The 13,762-nt window shown below is 65.3% G+C and carries 18 protein-coding genes and 1 pseudogene; 7 read left to right on the forward strand and 12 right to left on the reverse strand.

The window, feature by feature from the left end:
* The first annotated feature begins 4 nt into the window (after positions 1-4).
* Positions 5-859, forward strand: a complete 855-nt coding sequence (rpoH, locus tag DN387_RS15000; RefSeq protein ID WP_043860124.1) for an RNA polymerase sigma factor RpoH — start codon at positions 5-7, stop codon at positions 857-859.
* Positions 860-954: 95 nt separating this feature from the next.
* Here the strand turns inward: rpoH and mtgA are convergent.
* Positions 955-1,712, reverse strand: a pseudogene (gene mtgA, locus DN387_RS15005) (monofunctional biosynthetic peptidoglycan transglycosylase).
* 34 nt (positions 1,713-1,746) lie between these two features.
* On the opposite strand from mtgA, the gene DN387_RS15010 reads away from it, so the two are divergent.
* The 4 genes from DN387_RS15010 to trmB all read left to right on the forward strand — a co-directional run bounded on the left by DN387_RS15010 (position 1,747) and on the right by trmB (position 3,995).
* On the forward strand, positions 1,747-2,118 hold the full coding sequence (locus DN387_RS15010; protein WP_043860126.1) for a DUF423 domain-containing protein: 372 nt from the start codon (positions 1,747-1,749) through the stop codon (positions 2,116-2,118).
* Between the two features lie 101 nt (positions 2,119-2,219).
* Positions 2,220-2,420 (forward strand): sulfur carrier protein ThiS, encoded by a 201-nt coding sequence (thiS, locus tag DN387_RS15015; RefSeq protein ID WP_043860147.1) that lies wholly within the window; start codon positions 2,220-2,222, stop codon positions 2,418-2,420.
* A gap of 48 nt (positions 2,421-2,468) precedes the next feature.
* Positions 2,469-3,263, forward strand: coding sequence for a thiazole synthase (locus tag DN387_RS15020; RefSeq protein ID WP_043860127.1), 795 nt, complete (start codon positions 2,469-2,471; stop codon positions 3,261-3,263).
* 9 nt (positions 3,264-3,272) lie between these two features.
* Complete coding sequence (trmB, locus tag DN387_RS15025; protein WP_043860128.1) at positions 3,273-3,995, forward strand: tRNA (guanosine(46)-N7)-methyltransferase TrmB; 723 nt, start codon at positions 3,273-3,275, stop codon at positions 3,993-3,995.
* A gap of 113 nt (positions 3,996-4,108) precedes the next feature.
* Here trmB and DN387_RS15030 read toward each other — a convergent pair whose 3' ends face one another.
* From DN387_RS15030 to DN387_RS15070, 9 genes are all read right to left on the reverse strand, one after another.
* Entirely contained in the window at positions 4,109-4,432 is a 324-nt protein-coding gene (locus DN387_RS15030; RefSeq protein ID WP_043860129.1) for a DUF3392 family protein, read from the reverse strand.
* A 9-nt stretch (positions 4,433-4,441) separates the two neighbouring features.
* The gene (gene hemW / locus DN387_RS15035) at positions 4,442-5,656 is read right to left on the reverse strand and encodes a radical SAM family heme chaperone HemW (protein ID WP_043860130.1); all 1,215 of its coding nucleotides are present in this window, start codon (positions 5,654-5,656) and stop codon (positions 4,442-4,444) included.
* Positions 5,653-6,249 carry an RdgB/HAM1 family non-canonical purine NTP pyrophosphatase gene (gene rdgB, locus DN387_RS15040; protein WP_043860131.1) on the reverse strand — a complete coding sequence of 199 codons (597 nt, stop codon included), beginning with the start codon at positions 6,247-6,249 and terminating at the stop codon, positions 5,653-5,655. Before rdgB ends, hemW begins: the two co-directional genes overlap by 4 nt.
* The gene (locus DN387_RS15045; protein ID WP_054915541.1) at positions 6,246-6,680 is read right to left on the reverse strand and encodes a DUF4426 domain-containing protein; all 435 of its coding nucleotides are present in this window, start codon (positions 6,678-6,680) and stop codon (positions 6,246-6,248) included. Before DN387_RS15045 ends, rdgB begins: the two co-directional genes overlap by 4 nt.
* A 26-nt stretch (positions 6,681-6,706) precedes the next feature.
* Positions 6,707-7,327 carry a methionine biosynthesis protein MetW gene (metW, locus tag DN387_RS15050; RefSeq protein WP_043860133.1) on the reverse strand — a complete coding sequence of 207 codons (621 nt, stop codon included), beginning with the start codon at positions 7,325-7,327 and terminating at the stop codon, positions 6,707-6,709.
* Between the two features lie 7 nt (positions 7,328-7,334).
* Positions 7,335-8,474 carry a homoserine O-acetyltransferase gene (locus DN387_RS15055; RefSeq protein ID WP_043860134.1) on the reverse strand — a complete coding sequence of 380 codons (1,140 nt, stop codon included), beginning with the start codon at positions 8,472-8,474 and terminating at the stop codon, positions 7,335-7,337.
* 95 nt (positions 8,475-8,569) lie between these two features.
* A complete protein-coding gene (locus tag DN387_RS15060; RefSeq protein ID WP_054915542.1) occupies positions 8,570-9,160 on the reverse strand; it encodes a YggT family protein in 591 nt (196 codons plus the stop codon).
* A 10-nt stretch (positions 9,161-9,170) separates the two neighbouring features.
* On the reverse strand, positions 9,171-9,989 hold the full coding sequence (proC, locus tag DN387_RS15065; protein ID WP_043860136.1) for a pyrroline-5-carboxylate reductase: 819 nt from the start codon (positions 9,987-9,989) through the stop codon (positions 9,171-9,173).
* 38 nt (positions 9,990-10,027) lie between these two features.
* Positions 10,028-10,714 carry a YggS family pyridoxal phosphate-dependent enzyme gene (locus DN387_RS15070; RefSeq protein ID WP_054915543.1) on the reverse strand — a complete coding sequence of 229 codons (687 nt, stop codon included), beginning with the start codon at positions 10,712-10,714 and terminating at the stop codon, positions 10,028-10,030.
* Between the two features lie 66 nt (positions 10,715-10,780).
* Here DN387_RS15070 and DN387_RS15075 point away from each other — a divergent pair, with 66 nt between their 5' ends.
* Positions 10,781-11,815, forward strand: a complete 1,035-nt coding sequence (locus DN387_RS15075; RefSeq protein ID WP_043860138.1) for a type IV pilus twitching motility protein PilT — start codon at positions 10,781-10,783, stop codon at positions 11,813-11,815.
* Here DN387_RS15075 and DN387_RS15080 read toward each other — a convergent pair.
* Positions 11,812-12,450, reverse strand: a complete 639-nt coding sequence (locus tag DN387_RS15080) for a C40 family peptidase (RefSeq protein WP_043860139.1) — start codon at positions 12,448-12,450, stop codon at positions 11,812-11,814. The genes DN387_RS15075 and DN387_RS15080 overlap by 4 nt on opposite strands.
* Before the next feature lie 156 nt (positions 12,451-12,606).
* Here DN387_RS15080 and DN387_RS15085 point away from each other — a divergent pair, with 156 nt between their 5' ends.
* On the forward strand, positions 12,607-13,029 hold the full coding sequence (locus DN387_RS15085) for a TM2 domain-containing protein (protein ID WP_043860140.1): 423 nt from the start codon (positions 12,607-12,609) through the stop codon (positions 13,027-13,029).
* A gap of 40 nt (positions 13,030-13,069) precedes the next feature.
* Here DN387_RS15085 and DN387_RS15090 read toward each other — a convergent pair whose 3' ends face one another.
* Complete coding sequence (locus DN387_RS15090) at positions 13,070-13,762, reverse strand: SPOR domain-containing protein (RefSeq protein ID WP_043860141.1); 693 nt, start codon at positions 13,760-13,762, stop codon at positions 13,070-13,072.

The raw sequence follows: 13,762 nt of genomic DNA on the forward strand, positions 1-13,762 counted from the left end.
TCGTATGACCACTTCGTTGCAACCTGCCTATGCCTTGGTCCCGGGTGCGAACCTGGAGGCCTATGTGCACACGGTCAACAGCATTCCATTGCTGACGCCCGAGCAGGAGCGTGAACTGGCCGAGAGTCTCTACTATGAGCAGGATCTGGGGGCGGCTCGGCAGATGGTGCTCGCCCACCTGCGTTTTGTCGTACATATCGCGCGTAGCTATTCGGGCTACGGGCTGGCCCAGGCCGACCTGATTCAGGAAGGCAACGTTGGCCTGATGAAAGCGGTCAAGCGTTTCAACCCCGAGATGGGTGTGCGCCTGGTGTCCTTTGCCGTGCACTGGATCAAGGCCGAAATTCACGAATTCATCCTGCGCAACTGGCGCATCGTCAAGGTCGCGACCACCAAGGCGCAGCGCAAGCTGTTCTTCAACCTGCGCAGCCAGAAGAAGCGCCTGGCCTGGCTGAACAACGATGAAGTGCATCGTGTGGCCGAAAGCCTGGGTGTGGAGCCGCGTGAAGTGCGCGAGATGGAAAGCCGCCTGACCGGTCAGGACATGGCCTTCGACCCGGCCAGCGAGGCGGACGACGACAGCGCGTTCCAGTCGCCGGCCAACTACCTCGAAGACCACCGTTACGACCCGGCGCGTCAGCTGGAGGATGCGGACTGGAGCGACAGCTCCTCGAACAACCTGCACGAGGCGCTGCAAGGCCTGGACGACCGTAGCCGCGACATCCTGTACCAGCGCTGGCTGGCCGAAGAGAAGGCCACGCTGCATGACCTGGCGGCCAAGTACAGCGTGTCGGCCGAGCGTATCCGGCAGTTGGAGAAGAATGCGATGAACAAGGTGAAAGCCCTGATCGCTGCCTGATCTGCGGGACCCTGAGGGCCCCTTCACCGGCAAGGCCGGCTCCTACAACAATCCCTGTAGGAGCCGGCCTTGCCGGCGAAGGGGCCCTCTTTGTTTCAGTTGGCCCAGGGCGCCTTGCGCGGCTCATCCAGTTGCACCAGGTAGCCGCTGCCGCCCAGCTGGCTCATCTGCTGACGAATCCACGCCGCCCGTCGCGCCACATAGCTGCTGGGCCGGCTTGCGCTCCAGTTGCGCGGGCTGGGCAGCACCGCCGCCAGCAGGCTGGCCTGCTGGCGCGTCAGCTTGCTCGCATCGGTACCGAAGTGATGGCGCGCCGCGGCCTGGGCGCCGAACACGCCGTCATCCCACTCGGCGCTGTTGAGGTACACCTCCAGAATGCGCTCCTTGGACCACAGCAGCTCGATCAGTGCGGTAAACCATGCCTCCAGCCCTTTGCGCAGCCAACTGCGGCCGGCCCACAGGAACTGGTTCTTGGCCACCTGCTGACTCAGCGTGCTGGCGCCGCGAAGCGTGCCGCCACGCTCGTTGTGTGCCAGTGCGGCCTGGATGGCATTGAAGTCGAAACCCCAGTGCCCGGCGAACTTCTGGTCCTCGCCGGCAATCACCGCCACCTTCAGTTCATCGGAAATCTCGCCCCATGGGCGCCAGTCGCGTTGCAGGTCGATGGGCTGGCCGTCGACCCACGATTCCACCTTGCGCTCGACCATCAGCATGGTGCCCGGCGGCGGTACCCAGCGAAACAGCAGCACCAGCAACACGCTGGCAACGGCGAACCAGAGCAGGGCGCGGGTGAGGCGGCGGATCAGGGATGAAAGCATAGAGATGGCTTGGCCGAACCGAATGAGCGGGCCATTATACAGACCCTGTGCCCCCAAGGAGTCTTGCGCATGCTTCGCAGCTTTCTGTTGCTCGCCGCCTTTTTCGGCTTTACCGGCGTGGCCCTCGGTGCCTTCGCCGCCCATGGCCTCAAGGGCCGCCTGAGCCAGGAGTACCTGGCGATCTTCCATACCGGCGTCACCTACCAGCTGGTGCACGCCCTGGCCCTGCTGGGCGTGGCAGTGCTCTGGGCGCACCTGCCTGGGCGACTCACGGCCTGGGCCGGTGGTCTGTTCTGCCTGGGCATCGTGCTGTTTTCCGGTAGCCTGTACCTGTTGACCCTGAGTGGCATCGGCAAGCTCGGCATCATCACCCCTTTTGGCGGCCTGGCCTTCCTCGGCGGCTGGCTGTGCCTGGGCCTGGCGGCCTGGCGCCTGGGTTGACCCGCGGGTCCGGATCGAGACGAATGGCGCCGCTTGGCCTTGGGTTCAGCCCCGGATAGGGGCTAGAATGCGGGCCCCTAAAAACAATGGCGGCCGTGCGCATGCGCATTCAACTGAACGGTGAACCTTTCGAATTGCCCGACGGCGAAAGCGTCGCGGCCCTGCTGACCCGGCTCGACCTCGCAGGTCGCCGGGTGGCGGTGGAGCTGAACCTGGACATCGTGCCGCGCAGCCAGCACGACGCCACCGCCCTGCGCGAAGGCGACCAGGTCGAGGTGGTTCACGCCATCGGCGGCGGCTAGGCCCACGCGCTTCACCTGCAAGTCCCTCAACCTTCAAGAGGATTACCGATGAGCAATGTTCGTAGCGACAAGCCCTTCACGCTGGCCGGTCGTACCTTCCAGTCGCGCCTGCTGGTCGGTACCGGCAAGTACCGCGACATGGAAGAAACCCGCCTGGCCATCGAGGCCTCGGGTGCCGAGATCGTCACCGTCGCCGTGCGCCGTACCAACCTGGGCCAGAACCCGGGCGAGCCGAACCTGCTCGACGTGCTGCCACCGGACCGCTACACCATCTTGCCGAACACCGCCGGCTGCTACGACGCGGTCGAGGCCGTGCGCACCTGCCGCCTGGCCCGCGAACTGCTCGACGGGCACAACCTGGTCAAGCTCGAAGTGCTGGCCGACCAGAAGACGCTGTTCCCCAACGTGATCGAAACCATCAAGGCCGCCGAAGTGCTGGTCAAGGACGGTTTCGACGTGATGGTCTACACCAGCGACGACCCGATCATCGCGCGTCAGCTGGCCGAAATCGGCTGCATCGCGGTCATGCCGCTGGCAGGCCTGATCGGTACGGGCCTGGGCATCTGCAACCCGTACAACCTGCGCATCATTCTCGAGGAATCGAAAGTGCCGGTGCTGGTCGATGCCGGTGTGGGTACCGCGTCGGACGCCACCATTGCCATGGAAATGGGCTGCGAGGCAGTGCTGATGAATTCAGCCATCGCCCATGCCGAACAACCGGTGATGATGGCCGAAGCCATGAAGCACGCCATCGTGGCAGGCCGCCTGGCCTACCTGGCCGGCCGCATGCCGAAAAAACTCTATGCCAGCGCCTCGTCGCCGCTGGATGGTCTGATCAAGTAAGAGCCCCTGATGACTGAATCGCAAGAATCGCCGATCACCGCCGAAGGCGAAGAACGCCAACACCGCCGCATCAAGAGTTTCGTGATGCGTGCCGGGCGCATGACCGAAGGCCAGCAGCGCGGCCTGGACCAGGGCGCGCCGCTGTTCGTGCTGCCACTGGCCGACAGCCCGGTGGATTACGACCAGGTGTTCGGCCGTTCGGCGCCGCGCACCCTGGAGATCGGCTTCGGCATGGGCCATTCCCTGCTGGAGATGGCTGCCGCCGCGCCCGAGCAGGACTTCATCGGTGTCGAAGTGCACCGCCCGGGCGTGGGCGCGCTGCTCAATGGCGTGCTGACCCAGGGCCTGCAGAACCTGCGGGTGTATGACTGCGATGCCATCGAAGTGCTGAACAAGTGCGTGGCCGACAACAGCCTGGACCGCCTGATGCTGTTCTTCCCGGACCCGTGGCACAAGAGCCGTCACCACAAGCGTCGCATCGTACAGCCGGAATTTGCCGAGCTGGTGCGCAGCAAGCTGAAGGTGGGCGGCGTGTTCCACATGGCGACCGACTGGGAACCGTACGCCGAGTACATGCTGGAAGTGATGAATGTCGCGCCGGGGTACAGGAACCTGGCCGAAGACGGCAAGTGCGTACCTCGCCCTGCCGAGCGTCCGATCACCAAGTTCGAACGCCGTGGCGAGCGCCTGGGGCATGGGGTGTGGGATCTGAAGTTCGAAAAACTGGCCTGATTGCCGGTGAGCGCTGCGCGCTCGAATCGCGGGTCAAGCCCGCTCCCACAGGTACAGCGCTGACCTCGAAATCAGCGTAGTACCTGTGGGAGCGGGCTTGACCCGCGATGCTTCTAGCGGCGGTCTGCGACCACGCCAAGCAACACCAGCACCACCAGCAGCACCGGCGCCAGTGCATAGTTGTTGAACTGGCTCAGCCCGCGTACCACCCACGGCGTGGCATAGATCAACGCCGCACCACTGCCGATCAGCACCAGCAGGGCCATGAACGGCACGCGCAACGCACCTGCCAGCCCGCCCAGGCGCTGTTCGACCCAGCCCTTGATGTCGGTGCCGAACAACACCAGCAGACAGCCTACAAGCGCCAGAGAGATCTCCGACAGGTTACTGCGGCTCCAGCGGGAGACGGTCGAGAGCAGGTCGAGTACCAGGTCCATTCGCTATCCTTAGGTCAAGAAATACTGCAGCAGGTCGTTGAGAAACAGCTGGCCCCGCGGTGTCGCCACCAGCCGCGTCGGTTCGACCTGCAAAAGGCCCTTTTGTTCGGCTTCACGGCGCGCCGCCGCCAGTTGTTCCAGCGGCAGGCCGGTACGCTGCGCGAACAGCGCAGCCTCCACGCCCTCGGTCAGGCGCAGGGCGTTCATCAGGAACTCGAACGGCAGTTCGTCCACCGCCAGCAGCTTGTCGCCCGCCTTGAACGCCTTGGCCGGGTTCAGGTAGTCCTTGGGCAGCCGGGTCTTCCAGGTGCGCACGATGCGCCCGTCCGGGTGGCTGAGCTTGCCGTGGGCACCGGCGCCGATGCCGATGAAGTCGCCAAAGCTCCAGTAGTTGAGGTTGTGCCGCGCCGGGCGCCCTGGCTGGGCGTAGGCCGACACTTCGTACTGGCGGTAGCCGTGCTCGGCCATCAGCGCCTGCCCGGCCTCCTGGATATCCCACAGGATGTCGTCCTCGGGCAGCAGCGGCGGCTGGTTCCAGAACACCGTGTTCGGCTCCAGGGTCAACTGGTACCACGACAGGTGGGTAGGGTTGAGCGCGATGGCCTGGCGCAGGTCGCCCAGCGCATCGTCCAGCGACTGGTCGGGCAGGCCGTGCATCAGGTCCAGGTTGAAGTTGTCGAACCCCGCCGCACGCGCCATGCCGGCCGCACGAACCGCCTCGTCACCGTTGTGGATGCGCCCCAGCGCCTGGAGCTTGGCCTGCTGGAAGCTCTGCACGCCGATCGACAGGCGATTGATGCCCAGTTGCCGGTAGGCCTTGAACTTCTCCTGCTCGAAGGTCCCGGGGTTGGCCTCCAGGGTGATCTCGATGTCGGCGGCGAACGGGATGCGTTGCTCCACGCCCGCCAGCAGGCGGCCCAGCGCACGGGCACTGAACAGGCTCGGGGTACCGCCGCCAAAGAAGATCGAGCTGATCGGTCGCCCGTACACCGCGCCCAGCTCCTGGTCGAGGTCGGCGAGCAGGGCGTCGACGTAGGCCTCTTCCGGCAGCTGCGGGGTGGCGGCATGGGAGTTGAAGTCGCAGTACGGGCATTTGCGCACGCACCACGGGATATGGATGTACAGCGACAGCGGCGGCAGCTGCGCGAGTGCCGCCCGTGGTGCGTTGGAGCTGAAGCCAGCCTCGCCCAGATGCAGTGGCTGTGCCGGCGTGCGGTCGGTCATTGCAGGCCCAGGCGCTGACGCAGCAGGCTCATGGCGCGGGCGCGGTGGCTGATCTGGTTCTTGTCGGCGGGGCTCAGCTCGGCGCTGGAGCAGTCGCGCTCCGGTACCCAGAACAGCGGGTCGTAGCCAAAGCCGTGGGCACCGCTGGCCTGGTGCAGGATGCGTCCATGCCACAGGCCCTCGCACAGGATCGGCAGCGGGTCGTCGGCATGGCGTACCAGCGCCAGCACGCACACGAACTGCGCGCCGCGCTCGGCGTCCGGCACGTCCTTGAGTACCTCGAGCAACTTGGCGTTGTTCGCCGCGTCGCCCTGGCCATCGGCGTAGCGCGCCGAGTAGATGCCCGGCGCACCACCGAGAAAGTCCACCGCCAGGCCCGAGTCGTCGGCCAGGGCCGGCAGCCCGGAGATACGTGCGGCATTGCGCGCCTTGAGGATGGCGTTCTCGACGAACGACAGGCCGGTTTCCTCCGGCTCGACGCTGCTGAATTCGCCAATCGAACGCAGTTGCACGGTGTCACCGAGCATGGCCTGCAGTTCCTTGAGTTTGCCGGCGTTGTGGCTGGCCAATACGAGTTGCTGGATGTTCATCATTCGCCTGGGAAGAGCTCTTGGTTGAAACTGATGGTCTCGGTCTTGCCACCAATTGCAACATTGATCGTGAAGGTGCGGGTTTCCTGCTGCTCCACCGGGAACTGGGCGATGTAGTAGATCGCGCCCTGTTCGGTGATCTGCTTGAAGCTGAGCGGCACCGTGCGGCTGCTCAGGTCCTTGACGCTGCCGCTGACCTGGGTCACCTGCGGCTTGCCGGCCTTGATCACCGACACGTTGATCACGCCCTGGTTCTTGCTGCGCACCAGTTGCGCCGCCTTGGCGATGTCCGGCTGCAGGAAGGTGGAGATGAAGGTGCTGTAGTGCACCGTGGTGTCACCGAAGACTTCCTTGCGCTCGCCCTTGATCGCATCGGCAGCAAGCGCCGTGGTGCTCAGGCAGGCAACCAGTAAAAAGCTCGACAAGCGACCCATGATCTGTCTCCTCCAGTGTGGGTTGTTCAAACCGCGACCTTGTGTTCCTGCAGGCCCGGGCTGCTGACACGGTAAATGCCGATCTCCCCTAGAAGATTAGGCCATAGCTTGCTCGCCCACCCATGCCGGTGCATATGGTCGACCGCCAAGCGGTCGAGCACCTGGGCGCGACGTTCGCTGCACAGCGCCTCGAAATCCTCGAAGGTGCAGAAGTGGATGTTCGGCGTGTTGTACCAGGTATACGGCATGAAGTCCGACACTGGCATGCGACCCTTGGTCGCCAGGTACCAGCGGCAGCGCCAGTGGCCGAAGTTGGGGAAGGTGATGATGCACTGGCGGCCCACGCGCAGCATTTCGTCGAGGATCCGGTCGGGGTACTCCACGGCCTGCAGGGCCTGGGTCATGACCACCACGTCGAAGCTGTTGCTGGCGAAGTTGCCCAGGCCCTTGTCCAGGTCCTGCTCGATGACGTTGACGCCCTTGGCCACGCACTGGGCGATGTTGTCGGGGTCGATTTCCAGGCCGTAGCCAGCCACCTGCTTGGTGTCACGCAGCGAGGCGAGCAGCTCGCCAGTACCGCAACCGAGGTCGAGTACCCGGCTGCCGGCGGGGATCCAGTCTTGGATGATTTCCAGGTCGGCTCTCATGGGGTCCTCAGCAGACGATGCGGTTCATGTAGTTCGTGAATCCCGTGATGTAGCGCGGGGTCGGGATCAGGAAGGCATCGTGGCCATACGGCGAGTCGATATCCAGGTAGCACACGTTCTTGCGCGCGGCGATCAGCGCATCGACGATCTCCCGCGAGCGCGCCGGCGAGAAACGCCAGTCGGTGGTGAACGACATCACGCAGTAGTCGGCGGTGACGTGGGCCAGGGTCGCGGCCAGGTCGCCGCCGTGGCTGGCGGCGGGGTCGAAGTAGTCCAGCGCCTTGGTCATCAGCAGGTAGGTGTTGGCATCGAAACGCCCGGAGAACTCCTCGCCCTGGTAGCGCAGGTAGCTTTCGACCTGGAACTCGACGCTGTGAAAGTCGTAGTTGAGCTTGTCGCTCTTGAGCTCGCGGCCGAATTTCTCGCCCATCGAGTCATCCGACAGGTAGGTGATGTGCCCGACCATGCGCGCCAGCATCAGCCCGCGCTTGGGGATCACGCCTTCGGCCTGGAACGAGCCGCCGTGGAACTCGGGGTCGGTGAGGATGGCCTGGCGCGCCACTTCGTTGAAGGCGATGTTCTGCGCCGACAGCTTGGGTGCCGAGGCGATGTCCAGGCAGTGGCGCACGCGGTCGGGGTAGGTGATGGTCCATTGCAGCGCCTGCATGCCGCCCAGGCTGCCGCCCACCACGGCGGCCCACTGGCCGATGCCCAGGCGATCGGCCAGGCGCGCCTGGCTGTGCACCCAGTCTTCCACGGTGAGTACCGGGAAGTCGGCGCCGTAGGGCTGGCCGGTGGCCGGGTTGACGCTGCTGGGGCCGGTGCTGCCGTTGCAGCCGCCGAGATTGTTCAGGCTGACCACGAAGAAGCGGTTGGTATCGATCGGCTTGCCCGGCCCGATGCAGCTGTCCCACCAGCCCGGCTTGCGGTCGTCGGGGCTGTGGTAGCCGGCGGCATGGTGATGCCCGGACAGGGCATGGCAGATCAGCACGGCATTGCTGGCCGCGCTGTTGAGGGTACCGTAGGTTTCAAAGACCAGCTCGTAGCTGGCCAGCGAGCGACCGCAGGCCAGGGCCAGGGGCTCATCGAATCGCGCCAGTTGCGGTACTACCAGACCGACCGAATCTTCGGGAAAGACAGTGGACATCGACCCTGCTCACGCTTGAATGAGGCGTAAGTCTAAAGACCGCCACCCCCAGCGGCAAGCAACATGGCGCGGCTTGCGGCCGGGGGTGGTGCGGGTCAGATCATGCGGAACAGTTCCTGCGGCATTCCGGCGTAGGCGGCCAGCGGCGGCATCACGAACGACTGGATCACCTGGATCGCCAGGAAGGCGAAGATCGGCGAAATATCCAGGCCTCCGAGGTTGGGCACCAGCTTGCGAAACGGTGCCAGCACCGGCTCGCTGATCTGGTAGGCCAGCTCGGCGGCGGGGTTGTGGCTGCCGGGGGCGATCCACGACACGATCACCATCACGATCATCGCGACCCAGAAGATCTTCAGGAACAGCGAGGTGACGCCGATGACGGCCCACATCAGCAGGTGCGGGATGTCGCCGAAGGTGCCGTAGGTGACCATCAGCACGAACGCCATCAGCAGCGCCTGGATCACGATCGACAGGATCAGCGATGAGGTGTCCAGCCCGAACACGCTGGGGATGACGCGCCGGATCGGCTTGAGCAGCGGCTGGGTGGCGCGCACCGCGAACTGGCTGAGCGGGTTGTAGAAGTTGGCCTTGACCAGCTGCAGCACGAAGCGCAGCAGCACGATGACCAGGTACAGGCTGACCAGTGTTTGCACCACGAAGATCGCGGCGCCCGAAAGTGCATTCATGCAGAGCTCCTTAGTTGCCCAGTTGTTCGGCCATTTCGGCCGAGCGGTGCGCCGCGGCGCCCAGTGCTTTTTCTACCAGCGCCTCGAACCCGTTGGCCTGGAACGACTTGATCGCCGCCTCGGTGGTGCCATTGGGGGAGGTGACGCGCCGGCGCAGTTCGCTGGCCTCGACATCGCTGGCCACGGCCATGTGCGCCGCGCCCAGGGCGGTTTGCAGGGTCAGCCGGGAGGCGACGTCGCGGGGCAGGCCGAGTTTTTCGCCGGCTGCGGTCATCGCCTCGATCAGCAGGAAGAAATACGCCGGGCCGCTACCGGAGACCGCGGTCACTGCATCCAGTTGCTGTTCGCTGTCGACCCACAGGGCCACGCCCACTGCCGAGAGCAGTTGCTCGGCTTCGGCGCGTTGTTCGGCCGATACCTGCTCGGTGGCGTACAGACCGCTGACGCCCTGGCGCAGCAGCGCCGGGGTGTTGGGCATGCAGCGTACCAGCGGTTGCTCGCCCAGCCAGTTGCGCAGGCTGGCGCAGGTGATGCCGGCAGCAATCGACACCACCAGCTGGTTGGGCTTGAGGCTTGGCTTGAGCGCCTGGCACACCGCCTTCATGGCTTGCGGCTTGACCGCGATCAGCACCACGTCGGCGCCATCGACGGCCTGGGCGTTGTCTTCGAACAGCTGGATGCCGTGTTCGGCGTGCACCCTGGCGCGCGTCTCGGCACCCGGGTCGCTGGCGCGGATCTGCGCGGCGTCCACACCCTGGGCGCGCAAGCCGCCGATCAGGCTGGCGGCCATGTTGCCGGCGCCGATGAAGGCAATTCGGGTCTTGCTCATGTCAGGTCCTTGGTTGAAGAAGGTGAACGATGCATGGGTCAGGCCTGGCCGTAGTCGCGGGCACCGAACAGGGCGGTGCCGATGCGCACCCAGGTCGCGCCCTGGGCAATCGCTGCTTCCAGGTCGTGGCTCATGCCCATCGACAGGGTGTCCAGGCCCAGGTTCAGGCTGTCCTGCAATTGGCGTACACGGGCGAATGCCGCCGCCTGGGCGGCCGGGTCGTCGGTGGGTTCGGGAATCGCCATCAGGCCGCGCAGCTTCAGGTGCGGCAGCGCCGCGATGGCCTGGGCCAGCGCCGGCAGCTCGTCGGGGTTGCAGCCCGATTTGCTGGCCTCGCCGCTGACGTTGACCTGCACGCACACATTCAGTGCGGGCAGCCCGGCAGGGCGTTGTTCGCTGAGGCGTTGTGCGATTTTCAGTCGGTCCACCGAATGTACCCAGTCGAAGTGCTCGGCGATTGCTCGCGTCTTGTTCGATTGAATGGGGCCGATGAAGTGCCAGGTCAAGGGCAGGTCGGTCAATTCGAGCTGCTTGGCCAGGGCTTCCTGCAAGTAGTTTTCGCCCACGTCGCGCACGCCGGCCGCATACACTTCGCGTATCGCGGCAGCCGGCTTGGTCTTGCTCACGGCCAGCAGGCGGACCTGCCCGGGGTCACGCCCGGCGGCCTGTGCAGCGCTGCGGATGCGGTCGGCAAGCGTGGAAAGGTTGTCTGCTATGGTGGACATGGATCAACGCCAGCGGCTGTTCGGGTCTGCGGCATTCTACCTGCTTGGCGATGTTTGGGGAGTGTTATGGACATGACCGGGCTGATGGCCCTGGCGCTCAGGGAAGGCGCCTCCGATCTGCACCTGGCGGCCGGCAGTGCGCCGATGATCCGCCGTGACGGGCAGATGCAGCCGCTGGGGCCGGCGGCGTTGAGCAGCGACAACCTGCATGCCCTGCTGGCGCAGCTCATGAGCCCACAGCAGCAGGAGGACTTCGCCAGGCTGCAGGACCTGGACTTTGCCGTGGCCGTGCCCGGGCTGGGGCGCTTTCGGGTCAACGCCTTCGTGCAGGTGCGCGGGCCGGCGGCGGTGCTGCGCCTGATACCCGACCAGGTGCCGACGCTGGCGAGCCTGCAGCTGCCGGAGGTGTTTCGTCGCATTGCCGAGTCGCCGGCCGGGCTGGTGCTGGTGACCGGCCCTACCGGCTCAGGCAAGTCGTCCACCCTGGCGGCGCTGGTCGATCACCTCAACCGCGAGCGCGCCGTGCACATTCTGACCCTGGAAGACCCGCTCGAATTTATCCACAGCCCGCTGCGCAGCCAGCTCAGCCAGCGTGAGATGGGGCGTCACAGCCAGGGGTTCGCCCAGGCGCTGCGGGCTGCGCTGCGCCAGGACCCGGACGTGATCATGCTTGGCGAGCTGCGCGACCTGGAGACGATCCGCCTGGCCCTGACCGCCGCCGAAACCGGCCACCTGGTGCTGGCGACCCTGCACACCGCCTCGGCGGCCAAGGCCATCGACCGGCTGGTGGACGTGTTTGCCGCGCAGGAGAAGGCCCTGGTGCGCACGATGCTCGCCGACGCCTTGCAGGCGGTGGTGGCCCAGGTGCTGGTGCCCAGGGTGCAAGGCGGGCGAGTGGCCGCGCACGAGGTCCTGCTGGCCACGCCGGCGGTGCGCAACCTGATTCGCGAGGGGAAGGTGGCGCAGCTGTATTCGGCCATGCAGACCGGCGCGGCGTTAGGCATGCAGACCCTGGACAGCAGCCTGCAGGGCCTGGTGAGGCGGGGAGTCGTCAGCCTGGAAACGGCCAGGGCGAACGCGCGTTCGCCCGATCAGGTCTAGCGTTTGGCCAGGCGCAGCTGGGTTTGCGGCTGCTCCTTGGGCAGTACGCGCTTGGCGACCACGTAGTGGCTCTGCCAGTAGGGCTTGTTCAGGGTATCGATGCTGACCCGCTTGCCGCGCCGTGGCGCGTGGATGAAGCGGTCGTTGCCCAGGTAGATGGCCACGTGGTTGACGCGGCGACTCTTGATGTTGAAGAACAGCAGGTCGCCGGGCTTGAGATCCTTGCGGTCGACTTTCACGCCGTGGCCGCTGGCCATGGCGTTGGAGGTACGCGGCAGGTCGACCTCGTCGATGTCGTTGAAGGCGTACTTGACCAGCCCGCTGCAGTCGAAGCCCTTGCTCGGGCTGCTGCCGCCCCAGCGGTACGGAGTGCCCAGCACGTTCACCGCGCGGCTGAGCACATCGCTGCTCTGCTTGGCCGGCATCGAGGCGACCTGGCGGGTGGTCTTGGCGACCTTGGAAGAGGCGGCGGACGAGGTGACCTTGGCGTGGGCGCCCTTGGTCGAGCGTACGGCTGCGGTGCTGGTGGTGTGCACGTTGAAGCCGTTGGGAAGACGTTGCTCACGGTTGGTGGCGTGGGCGGCCAGTGGCAATAAAAGGCAAACAGTCAGCCATGTCTTGAAAAAAGGTCGCATGGGCAGGGCTCTTGTTGGTTAAGCGCGCAACTTTATAACAGCTTTTTGATCGAATTCTGGTCCGTTGGTCGATTGCAGAGGCGCCATACGTCGGCTGAGCACGTAAAAGTCACATTTTTTCTTAGAAAATTTCTCTCTAAACCGTGGAGGCTATGAATGAACAGTTATCAGCAACAGGCGCAGCCCCAGGACACCCACAGCAAGGTCCTCGGCTACCTGCTGTGGATCTTCGGTTTTACCGGGTCGCACCGTTTCTACTACGGCAGGCCGGTGACCGGCACCATCTGGTTCTGCACCCTGGGCCTGCTCGGTATCGGCTGGCTGATCGACCTGTTCCTGATCCCGAAGATGGACAGCGAGGCCGACCTGCGCTTTCACGCCGGCCCGCTGGACTACAGCCTGGCCTGGATCCTGCTGACCTTCCTGGGGATATTCGGCGTGCACCGCATGTACCAGGGCAAGTGGATCAGCGGCGTGATCTATGCCTTTACCGGCGGGCTGTTTCTGCTGGGGGTGCTGTACGACTTCTGGACGCTGAACACCCAGGTATCGCTCAAGAACGTGCAGGCGCGGGCCTGAAAGCAGGCGGCCCGCTGCTGCGGGCCGCCGAACATCGGGGTTACTGGCGTATCTGGCGCTGTTGCAGCAGCAGGTTGTTGAAGCCGCTGCCGGCCAGTTGCTTCTGCGCCACGGTCAGCTGTTCGCGATTGCTGAACGGGCCGACCAGCACGCGGTACCAGGTCTCTTCCTTCACCGTACCGGACTCCACCTTCACCGCCTGGCCGAGCAGGATGATCTGCGCACGCACCTTGTCGGCATCGGCCTCTTTGCGGAACGAGCCCGCCTGCAGGTAGAACTGCGTGGTGGCGGCCGGCTTGATCACCGGCGGTGCCGGTGGCGGGGTCTGCCCCAGCAGCGCGGCCTGGGCGCGGGCGGTGTCGATCTTGGCCGCCTCGGCCGGGGTCACCGGTGGCTGCGCCGGAACCGGCGGGGTTTTCTCCGGCACGGCTTCGGGCGGCACGATCACTTCCGACTCGGGCAGCAGTGTGTAGAAGTCGTACTTGGGCTTGACCGGCTGCTGCGGGCTCGGCGCGGTCTTGTTCGCCTCGGCGATCTTCTCGGCCTTCTGCTGGGCTTCAGGCTTGGTGCGCTTGACCTCGTCGCGGCTGGGCTCGAGTTTCATCAGGAACACGATGAACGCACCGACCGTGAGGCCGATGGCCAGCCACATCCAGCCCGGTATCGGTTGCTTGGCCGGTGCCTGGTAGCGGCTTGCGCCGCGCTTGGGAGCAGGTTTTTTCTTGGCAGCCAA

It is taken from the genome of Pseudomonas sp. FBF18 (genome assembly GCF_024261405.1).
GTDB classification, from domain to species: domain Bacteria; phylum Pseudomonadota; class Gammaproteobacteria; order Pseudomonadales; family Pseudomonadaceae; genus Aquipseudomonas; species Aquipseudomonas palmensis.